This window comes from Dietzia sp. DQ11-44, assembly GCF_014145205.1.
Classification (GTDB): Bacteria; Actinomycetota; Actinomycetes; order Mycobacteriales; family Mycobacteriaceae; genus Dietzia; species Dietzia natronolimnaea.
In genome coordinates this window covers 1-9434 of record NZ_JAALEC010000601.1, presented here as the reverse complement: position 1 = coordinate 9434, position 9434 = coordinate 1, and the positions used below count along the sequence as shown (strand labels likewise).

Sequence of the window (9434 nt, the reverse complement as noted above, 5' to 3'; positions counted from 1 at the left end):
CACGGCTCGTTCACCATGGACACCCTCGTGTCGATCGGCACGTCCGCCGCCCTGTTGTGGTCGCTGTACGCCCTGTTCTTCGGCCACGCCGGGATGCCGGGCATGACCCACGGGTTCGAGTTCTCGCTCTCGCCCAGCGACGGCGCGGGGGACATCTACCTCGAGGCCGCCGCCGGGGTCACCACCTTCGTGCTGCTGGGTCGCTACATCGAGGCCCGGTCCAAGCGCACGGCCGGGGCGGCGCTCCGATCGCTGCTCGAGCTCGGCGCCAAGGACGTCGCGGTGCTGCGCGACGGCGTCGAGACGCGGATCCCCGTGGAGAACCTGCAGGTCGGTGACGAGTTCATCGTGCGCCCCGGCGAGAAGATCGCCACCGACGGCCGGATCGTCGACGGCGCCTCCGCCGTCGACACCGCCATGGTCACCGGTGAATCCGTGCCTGCCGAGGTCTCCACCGGCGACGCCGTGGTCGGCGGCACGGTCAACACCAGCGGGCGGCTGATCGTCCGGGCCACCCGCGTGGGATCGGACACCCAGCTCGCGCAGATGGCGCGGATGGTCGAGGACGCACAGTCCGGGAAGGCCGCCGCGCAACGCCTGGCTGACCGCATCTCCGGGGTCTTCGTCCCCGCCGTCCTGGTCTTGGCGGCCGCGACGTTCGCCTTCTGGCTGCTCACCGGATCCGGCACCTCCATGGCGTTCACGGCCGCGGTCGCGGTGCTCATCATCGCCTGCCCCTGTGCGCTCGGTCTGGCCACGCCCATGGCCCTCATGGTGGGGACCGGCCGCGGTGCGCAGCTGGGCATCCTCATCAAGGGCCCCGAGGTCCTGGAGTCCACCCGCCGCGTCGACACGATCGTGCTCGACAAGACCGGCACCGTGACCACCGGAACGCCCGCGCTGGTCTCGGTGACCGCCGCGGACGGCGAGGACGAGACGCAGGTGCTGCGCTACGCCGGTGCGGTGGAGGACGCCTCCGAGCACCCCATCGCCCGGGCCGTCGCCGCCGGCGCCCGAGAGCGGGTCGGTGACCTACCGGCCGTAGCGGGCTTCCGCAACACCGAGGGGCTGGGGGTGTCGGGACGGGTCGGAGCCGACCCCACTGACGACACCCGTGACGACGACGAGGTGGTCGTGGTGGGCCGTCCGGCTCTCCTCGCCGAGCAGGAGATGCCGCTGCCGGCCGAGCTCGAGCGGGCGGTCGACGAGGCCTCCGGCCGCGGCCACACCGCGGTGGCGGTGGGCTGGGGTGGCCGTGCCCGCGGGGTGCTGGTGGTGGCCGACCAGATCAAGGACTCCTCCGCCGAGGCGGTCGGGAGGTTCCGCGGCCTGGGTCTCACCCCCATCCTGCTCACCGGCGACAACGCGAGGGTGGCCGCGTCGGTGGCGCAGCAGGTGGGCATCGACCCCGGCCCGGACACCGCGATCTCCGAGACGGTCATCGCTGAGGTGCTGCCAGCGGAGAAGGTGGACGTGATCCGCAGGCTGCAGGCGCAGGGCCGGGTGGTGGCCATGGTCGGCGACGGCGTCAACGACGCGGCCGCCCTCGCCACCGCCGATCTGGGCCTGGCGATAGGGACGGGCACCGACGCGGCGATCGAGGCCTCCGACCTCACCCTGGTCCGCGGGGACCTGCGCGCCGCGGCCGATGCGATCCGGCTGTCCCGCAGCACCCTGCGGACCATCAAGGGCAACCTGTTCTGGGCGTTCGCCTACAACGTGGCCGCGCTGCCCCTGGCGGCGGCCGGGCTGCTCAACCCGATGATCGCGGGCGCGGCGATGGCGTTCTCCTCGGTGTTCGTCGTGGCCAACAGCCTGCGGCTGCGGAGGTTCCGCGCGGCGGAGTAGCGGGTTCCGCACGGTTGCATCCGCGGTGAGCGTGGGTACGGTGACGGCCACGACGCCGACACGCACGACGCCGACTAGGAGGTCCACCGGATGACCGCACAGAACCGACCTGGACAGACCGTTCCCGACCAGACAGTTCACGCCCAGACCGTGCCCACTCTCCGCCGAGCCCGCAGGGGCAGCGCCTTCGTCGCACTCACCGCAGCCGCGGTGCTGGCCGCCTCGTGCGGGACGGGGGAGGACTCTCCCGCCGCCGAGGGGACCACCACCCCCCAGGACACCGCCACCACCGCTGACGCGGGAGCCGGGGGCGGGGAGCAGGGCGACCGGGCCTTCGCCACCGCGGAGCTCACAGACCCCGAGGCCGGACCGCTGGGCACGGTGGAGTTCGTCGAGTCCGAGGGCGGCACCCTGGTCACCGTCGAGGCCAGCGGACTCGAGCCCGGATTCCACGGACTGCACATCCACACGACCGGGCTGTGTGAGCCGGACAGCGCCAATCCCAACGACCCCGATGAGAGGGGCGCGTTCCTCTCGGCCGGCGGGCATCTGGCCGGGCCGGACGGCGGGGCCGGGCATCCCGAGCACGCGGGCGACCTGCCGCCGCTGTACGTCGCCGGCGACGGGACCGCCCGCCTCACCACCCTGACAGACCGGCTGGACCGGGAGCTTTTGCTGGACGACGACGGTTCGGCCGTGATGATCCACGAGGACCCGGACAACCTCGCCCACATCCCGGAGCGCTACGCACCGGACGGGCCGGACGAGGACACGCTGATGGCCGGCGACGGAGGCAGCAGGATCGCCTGCGGGGTGGTCGTCGGCTGACCCCCTCCGACACGTGACCGGACAACTGTCCGGTCACGTGTCCGATAACCCCCCGATCAGGCGGCCTGCTCTGGTAGCGTCCGCCGCGAACAGGCACGCGTCACCACGCGCCGCCTCAGGTCGGGAGGGGACACATGGCCATCCGGGTCGCGCAGATCGCCACGGGGAACGCCGGGGCGATCGCCCTGCGCCACCTCATCGAGGACCCGCGCTTCGAGCTCGTCGGCGTCTGGGTGCACTCCGCGGACAAGGCGGGCAGGGACGCGGGTGAGCTCGCCGGTCTCGGGGTGGACACGGGCGTCACCGCCACCACGAGTGCGGCCGACATCGTGGCCGCGGCGCCCGACTGCGTGGTCTACTGCGCGATGAGCGACACCAGGCCGGTGGAGGCCGCGCGCGACATCCGCGAGTACCTCGCCGCCGGGATCAACGTGGCGGGCACCGCGCCCACTCCGCTCATCAACCCCGCCGCGGGCGTCCCCGACAGCGCGCGCGCCAAGCTCGAGGCCGCGGCCCTGGAGGGCGGTGCCACCCTCTTCGTCACCGGCGTGGACCCGGGGTTCACCAACGACCTCCTGCCGCTCGCGATCACCGGCACCTGCCGCGAGGTGCGCCAGGTCCGCTGCACCGAGTTCTCCGACTACGCCACCTACGATTCCACCGAGTCGATGGTCGACGTCATGGGTTTCGGCACCCCGCTCGACCAGACCCCGCTGCTGTTCCTGCCCGGGGTGTTGACGGCGGGGTGGGGGGCGTCGATCCACCTGCTCGCCGCCGGGTTGGGCGTGGAGGTGGACGAGATCACCGAACACGTCGAGCGCGAACCCGCCCCGGAGACCTACGAGGTCGCGGCCTGCACCATCGCCGAGGGCGCCCAGGCGGGGTTCCGCTTCCAGATCACCGGCATGGTGGCGGGCGAGCCCGTCATCGTGGTCGAACACGTCACCCGGACCCGGGACGACCTGCGGCCGGACTGGCCGTACGCGGTCCAGGAGGGGCACTCGTACCGCGTCGAGGTGATCGGCGAGCCGTCGTACGTCCTCGACCTGGCCGCGCAGAGCGCGGACGGCGACCACAACTACTCGGCGATCCTCGCCGGGGTCGGCAGGGTGGTCAACGCCGTACCCGCCGTCGTGGCCGCGGCGCCGGGGTTGACCACGACGCTGGATCTGCCGCTCACCGGCGCGCCGGGCATCGTCGGTACGCGCTGACGCGTCGACCGACGTCGTCACCACAGCTGTTCACGAGTAGAGGGAGTCGTCATGGGTCGGGTCGAGGGCAAGGTCGCCATCATCACGGGTGCCGCGCGGGGGATGGGCGAGGCCGACGCGCGCCGGCTCGTCGCGGAGGGCGCGAAGGTCGTGCTCACCGACGTGTTGGACGATCAGGGCGAGGCCGTGGCGGCCGAGCTGGGGGAGGGCGCGCGCTACCGCCATCTCGACGTGTCCGATGCGGAGCAGTGGAAGGCCGTCGTCGAGGAGACGGTCGCCGACTGGGGCGGGGTCGATGTGTTGGTCAACAACGCGGGGATCGCCAACGGGGCCGAGCTGCACAGGTTCCGGCATGACAAGTGGCAGCAGATCCTGGACGTGAACCTCACGGGGACCTTTTACGGATGTCAGGCCGTCACCGAGACGATGATCGCCGCCGGTGGTGGGTCGATCATCAACGTCTCGTCGATCGAGGGAATGCGCGGTACGCCGTGGGCTCACGGGTACGTGGCCGCCAAGTGGGCCGTCCGTGGGCTCACCAAATCGGTCGCGCTCGAGCTCGCCCCGCACGGCATCCGCTGCAACTCGCTGCACCCGGGCCTCGTGCGCACCCCGATCACCGAGGGGATCCCGGACGATATGATCCCGATCCCCCTCGGCCGGCTGGGCACCGTCGAGGACGTAGCCAACTTCGTGCTGTTCCTGGCCTCCGACGAGTCCTCCTACGCCACCGCCACGGAGTTCGTGGTGGACGGCGGGACCATCAACGGGATCCCGCACAAGCAGCTGTAGAGCGTGACCGCGGCGGCCTACTTCTCCCGCGGCGCTCGGCCCATCAGGTAGAACTCCGGGTTCGGCCGCATGTCGGTGGCGTTGGCCACCCGGTTGCTCAGCCCGAACAGGCCGGTGATCGTCGCGATGTCCCACGCGTCCTCGTCGTCCAGGCCGTGCGCGTGCAGCGCGGCGAAGTCGGCGTCGACGAGCTCGTCGGACCGCAGGTTCACCTTGGTGGCGAAGTCGCAGATGGCGCGTTCCCGTGGGGTCAGCTCGGCCTTGTGATGGCTCACGGCCAACTGGTCGGAGAGGTACGGGTCCTTCTTGACGATCCGGAGGATCGCACCGTGCGCCACCACGCAGAACTGGCAGTTGTTCTGCGCGGAGATGGTCACGATGATCATCTCCTTGTCCGCCTTGGACATGTTCGAGCCCTCGCGGTCCATCACCGCGTCGTGGTAGGCGAAGAAGGCCCGCCACTCCGCCGGGCGGCGCCCGAACATCAGGAACACCTCGGGGACGAACCCGGCCTTCTCCTGCTCCGTCAGAATGCGCTCCCGCAGGTCGTCGGGGAGATCGGCGAGCTCGGCGAGGGGGAATCGGTCGGACATGTGCGGCTCCGGGGGAGTGGGGCGCCCGGGTGGGGCGCCGGGCTGAGGGGCGGGGAACTGAGCAGTGGAGGGGCTCAGGGCTGGAGGGGCTGGAGGTCTGCCCAGAGGCTATGCCGCGTCGCCCGCCGCCGGATCAGGATCGCGCCGCGGACCCCCACGTGTGTACCCGCTCGATCTCCAGCCAGACGTCGACGCGGGCGCGATCGCGGACCGGGTACGGCTGGTCCGTGTAGTGCCGGGACAGCGCGTCGATGCCGGCCAGGTCCGGGTCCTCGGCGATCTCGGTGATCCGGCCCTGGATGCTCACGTGCGAGTACCAGTCGTCCGCGTCCAGCACGGACAGTGCCACCCGCGGGTCGCGCCGCAGGTGCTGGAGTCAGACCCGGCCGGCGTCGAGGTTGAGGTGGATGCGGTCGGCGACCAACCGGTACCAGGTGGGCACGGTCACCGGGGAGCCGTCCTTGCGCAGCGTGGCCATGACGCACGGATTCGGCCGGGCGAGCAGGCGGCGCAGGTCGTCGGTCAGCGGGGAGCCGGACGGGTGTGCTTCGGACGGGTGTGATTCGGGCTGGTGCGATTCGGACTGGTGTGAGTCAGACACGGCGCGCGGTCCTCTCGTCGGTGGCGGGTACTCCGGTCCAGTGTGCGCGTCGTCCGCGCCGAGGGGTGGCGCTATACCCCCGAGGGTTTTACGGTGGAGTGTGTACCTGTTCCCCACGGAAACGGACACACATCATGCTCTTCGAGCGCATCTATGACTACGACCTGGCCCACGCCAGCTACTTCATCGGCTGCCAGAGCAGCAGTGAGGCGATCGTCGTGGACCCCAGCCGCGACCTGAGGCCCTACTTCGAGATGGCCGACCAGCACGGCATGACCATCGTCACGGTCACCGAGACCCACATCCACGCCGACTACCTGTCCGGCACCCGCGAGCTGGCCGCCGCGACCGGCGCCACCACGTATCTCTCCGACGAGGGCGGCGAGGACTGGCGCTACGGCTTCGAGGGCGAGCGTCTCCGCGACGGCGACACCATCGAGCTAGGCAACGTCCGCCTCAAGGCCGTGCACACTCCCGGCCACACGCCCGAGCACCTGATGTTCCTCATCACCGACGGCGCGTTCGCCGACGAGCCCGGTTACGCGCTGACCGGCGATTTCGTGTTCTGTGGCGACCTCGGGCGACCGGACCTGCTCGACGAGACCGCCGGCGGCAGCGATTCGGGCGGCGAGGACACCCGCTACGAGAGCGCCACGCAGCTCTTCGCCAGCCTCCGAGAGCGCTTCCTCACCCTGCCCGACCACGTCCAGGTGTTCCCGGCCCACGGCGCAGGGTCGGCCTGCGGCAAGTCCCTGGGGGCGCTGCCGTCCAGCTCGGTGGGATACGAGCGGAAGTTCGCGTGGTGGCCGAAGTACGTGGAGAACGACGACGAGGAGGGCTTCATCTCCGAACTCCTCGACGGCCAGCCCGACGCGCCGGCGTACTTCGGGCGGATGAAGCGCGAGAACCGGGACGGCCCCTCCGTGCTCGGCCATCCGTTGCCGGAGCTGCAGGAGTTGCCAGCGGAGGAGGTGGCCTCCGGCATCGAGTCCGGCGACCTCGTCGTCGTCGACCCCCGACCCGCCGACGACGTCCACGACGGCACCGTCGACCGCGCCATCAACCTCCCGGCCGGTCAGGCCGGCACCTACGCCGGCTGGGCCATCGACCCGGAGTCCGACACCCGCGGCCTGGTCTTCCTCGCCGAGGACGCCGAGGCGGCCGACGAGCTGCGGCGCCACGTCATCCGCGTGGGCGTCGACTCCACGCGCGGGTACGTCACCTCCACCGACGGACTGCCCACGTTCCGCCCGGAGACCGTGGACCCGGAGGACCTGGAGGCCCACGAGCACACCATGGTGCTCGACGTCCGCGCCACCTCCGAGTACTCCGACGGCCACGTCCCCGGCGCCACCCAGCTGCACGGCGGCCAGGTGATGTGGGAGCGCGACGAGCTGCCCGACCCGGGCAGGATCGTCACCTACTGCCAGTCGGGTGCCCGCAGCTCGGTCGTGGCCAGTGCGCTGCGCAGCGTCGGGTACGACGTCACCGAACTCGAGGGCAGCTATTCCGCCTGGGAGGAGGCCGGGATGCCCACGGAGTGACCGGCCGGCCGCGGGTCCGCACTCGGCCGCGGGTCCGAGCTCGGCCGCGGCCCCACGGCCTCACCGGCGGGAAGGAACCGTCCGGCCGAGAACTGTCGGCCGTACCCCTCGGCGAACTCGCCGTCGGACCACACCACGTGGCCGCTGATGATCGTGGCGGCCACCGCGCGGTCGTTGCGGTTGACCATGCGGTGGATGCCGCCGAGCTCCGGCATCGCCTCCTCGTGGTAGTCCAGCGACTCGCCGTCGAGGCCGGCCGGGTCGATCACCACCACGTCGGCTCGACGCCCGGGTGCGATCCGCCCGGCGTCGAGCCGGTAGAAGTCGGCGAGTTCTCCGGTGAGCTTGAACACGGCCTCCTCGACGGACAGGAACGGGGTACCCCGACGATCCGCCTCGTGCACGCGCTCGAGCAGGCGGACGCCGAAGTTGTAGAAGGCCATGTTGCGCAGGTGCGCCCCGGCGTCGGAGAAGCCGATGGTGATCCCCGGGGTCCGCGCGAGCCGGTTGGCGACCTCCTCGCGCGCGTTGGCGATGGTGGTGGTCCACCGCAGGTCGGCGCCGTGCTCCACGACCAGGTCGAGGAAGCAGTCAGCGGGGTGCAGTGACCGTGCGCGGGCGACGTCGCCGACGGTCCTGCCGACCAGCGACTCGTCGGGGCAGGCCACGATCAGGGCGTCGTCGAAGTCGCGGTGCCACACCCGTGGGCTGAACCGCTTCTCGAAGTCCCGCCGGAACCAGCGCCGGTAGCCCTCCTTCTCGAGCAGATCGGTGCGGGCCATCTCGTCCTTGAGGTGTAGCGCCTCGCGTCCGGAGCCGAACTCCTCGAAGACCACCAGGTCGATCCCGTCGGCCCACACCTTGAAGGTGGTGGGCAGGTGCTGCCACACGAACCTGCCCCTTCCGAGAGTGTTGGCCACCCATGCCAGCGGCCGGAAGATGCGGTTGACCCACGGCTCGGCCAGGGTGTCCGCGGCGGCGAGGAGTGAGACCCGCAGCGGCTTGCGGAAGAGTCCCGTGCTGGTGGCCACGTAGAAGGCCACGTCGACCTTGGTGTTGAGGTTCGGCACGCCCTGCAGGACCCGGTCGCGCCGGCGGAGGATCCGGCTGAGGCGCCGGAACTCCTTCCACGAGGCGTGTGTGGAGGGCAGGGTCCGCGAGCGGTAGCGGTCGCCGTCCATCTTGTCCCACGGGTTGGTCATGGTGGAGACCCCGAGGAAACCCTGGTCGAGGGCCTCGTCCACCCGCCGTTCGATCTCGCGCAACTCCTCCCGACCGGGGGAGTGCTCCGGATCGGTCGCCCGGCCCAGGCCCATCACGGAGGCGCGGACGTCGGAGTGGCCGAGGAAGCTCGCCACGTTGGGCCCCAGCGGCAGGGCCTCGACCGCGCGCCGCCATGCCGCCGGGTCGGACCAGGACTTCGTGCGCTCGAGTGCCTCGAGGACGGCGTTCCGGGGCAGGGCCTCGACGCGGCTGAACAGGTCGGCCACGTCGACGGTGTCCGAGTAGACCCCGGACAGGGAGCAGTTGCCCACGAGCACGGTGGTCACCCCGTGCCGCACCGACTCGCCGAGCCCGGGGGAGACCAGCAGTTCGACGTCGTAGTGGGTGTGGGTGTCGACGAATCCGGGCATCACCCATCTGCCGCCGGCCTCGATGACGCGGGTGCCGGGCGAGATCGGGAGCGGGGTGGGGCTCACCGCCGCGACGACGCCGGATCGGATCCCGACGTCGGACCGGACGCCCGGCGCGCCGGTTCCGTCGTAGACGGTCCCGCCGCGGATCACGATGTCGAAGTCGGCGCCGCCCGGGCTGGCGTGATCAGTGGTGTCCACGAGGCACTCCCTGGTTTGTGACACAAAACACATACTTCACCAGGCTACCCGGACGCTGGTCCAAGTCCAGACCTCGTCGCGAATTCCCCTGCGCCGCCCGGCCGCCGTGGGGCACCCGCGAGAGGCCGCCGCCCCGGAGTGCCCGTGTCGTCGCGTGGTCACACCCGCTCACGTTTCCCCAG

7 protein-coding genes and 1 pseudogene are annotated in these 9434 nt (G+C 71.3%); 5 read left to right on the top strand and 3 right to left on the bottom strand.

Going from position 1 to position 9434, the window contains the following annotated elements:
- From G6018_RS14085 to G6018_RS14070, 4 genes are all read left to right on the top strand, one after another.
- Positions 1–1848 (top strand): copper-translocating P-type ATPase (locus tag G6018_RS14085; RefSeq protein WP_182639946.1); only part of this gene is annotated, 1848 nt, incomplete at its 5' end.
- Between the two features lie 90 nt (positions 1849–1938).
- Positions 1939–2676, top strand: a complete 738-nt coding sequence (locus tag G6018_RS14080) for a superoxide dismutase family protein (protein ID WP_182639945.1) — start codon at positions 1939–1941, stop codon at positions 2674–2676.
- A 134-nt stretch (positions 2677–2810) separates the two neighbouring features.
- The gene (locus G6018_RS14075) at positions 2811–3887 is read left to right on the top strand and encodes a diacylglycerol kinase (RefSeq protein WP_182639944.1); all 1077 of its coding nucleotides are present in this window, start codon (positions 2811–2813) and stop codon (positions 3885–3887) included.
- Between the two features lie 51 nt (positions 3888–3938).
- Positions 3939–4679, top strand: a complete 741-nt coding sequence (locus tag G6018_RS14070; RefSeq protein WP_182609814.1) for a glucose 1-dehydrogenase — start codon at positions 3939–3941, stop codon at positions 4677–4679.
- 17 nt (positions 4680–4696) lie between these two features.
- Here G6018_RS14070 and G6018_RS14065 read toward each other — a convergent pair whose 3' ends face one another.
- Both G6018_RS14065 and G6018_RS14060 read right to left on the bottom strand, forming a co-directional pair.
- Positions 4697–5272, bottom strand: a complete 576-nt coding sequence (locus tag G6018_RS14065) for a peroxidase-related enzyme (protein ID WP_095718754.1) — start codon at positions 5270–5272, stop codon at positions 4697–4699.
- A gap of 133 nt (positions 5273–5405) precedes the next feature.
- Positions 5406–5798, bottom strand: a pseudogene (locus G6018_RS14060) (PPOX class F420-dependent oxidoreductase).
- Positions 5799–6007: 209 nt separating this feature from the next.
- Between G6018_RS14060 and G6018_RS14055 the strand changes: the two are divergent.
- Complete coding sequence (locus G6018_RS14055) at positions 6008–7417, top strand: MBL fold metallo-hydrolase (RefSeq protein WP_182639943.1); 1410 nt, start codon at positions 6008–6010, stop codon at positions 7415–7417.
- Here the strand turns inward: G6018_RS14055 and G6018_RS14050 are convergent.
- Positions 7378–9252, bottom strand: a complete 1875-nt coding sequence (locus G6018_RS14050; protein WP_182639942.1) for an amidohydrolase family protein — start codon at positions 9250–9252, stop codon at positions 7378–7380. The two genes, G6018_RS14055 and G6018_RS14050, sit on opposite strands and share 40 nt — an antisense overlap.
- Between the last annotated feature and the right edge of the window lie 182 nt (positions 9253–9434).

Coding starts and splice junctions, on each gene's coding strand:
- G6018_RS14065 (WP_095718754.1), bottom strand. CDS start 5,272: ATGTCCGACCGATTCCCCCTCGCCGAGCTCGCCGATCTCCCCGACGAC.
- G6018_RS14055 (WP_182639943.1), top strand. CDS start 6,008: ATGCTCTTCGAGCGCATCTATGACTACGACCTGGCCCACGCCAGCTAC.
- G6018_RS14080 (WP_182639945.1), top strand. CDS start 1,939: ATGACCGCACAGAACCGACCTGGACAGACCGTTCCCGACCAGACAGTT.
- G6018_RS14075 (WP_182639944.1), top strand. CDS start 2,811: ATGGCCATCCGGGTCGCGCAGATCGCCACGGGGAACGCCGGGGCGATC.
- G6018_RS14070 (WP_182609814.1), top strand. CDS start 3,939: ATGGGTCGGGTCGAGGGCAAGGTCGCCATCATCACGGGTGCCGCGCGG.